This window comes from Variovorax paradoxus (genome assembly GCF_000834655.1).
Taxonomy (GTDB): Bacteria; Pseudomonadota; Gammaproteobacteria; order Burkholderiales; family Burkholderiaceae_C; genus Variovorax; species Variovorax paradoxus_F.
Window position 1 is genome coordinate 1 of sequence record NZ_JXQQ01000126.1, and the last position, 201, is coordinate 201.

Genomic DNA, 201 nt, shown 5'->3' on the forward strand with positions numbered 1-201 from the left:
GAAGTCGAAGAAGCACTGGCCGCGATCTGGGCCGATGTGCTGGGCGTGGCGCGCGTGGGCCGCAACGACGGCTTCTTCGAACTGGGCGGCCACTCGCTGCTGGCGCTGCGGCTGCTGGAGCGCGTGCGGGCGCTGGGCTGGTCGGTGCAGGTGCGCACCTTGTTCCAGCACCCGCAGCTTGCTGCCTTTGCGCAGGCACTG

1 protein-coding gene is annotated in these 201 nt (G+C 70.1%); it reads left to right on the forward strand.

Annotation, left to right across the window (positions count from 1 at the left end; all coding sequences use genetic code 11):
• A partial coding sequence (locus tag RT97_RS30375; protein ID WP_042582587.1) for a phosphopantetheine-binding protein occupies positions 1-201 on the forward strand: 201 nt, incomplete at both ends.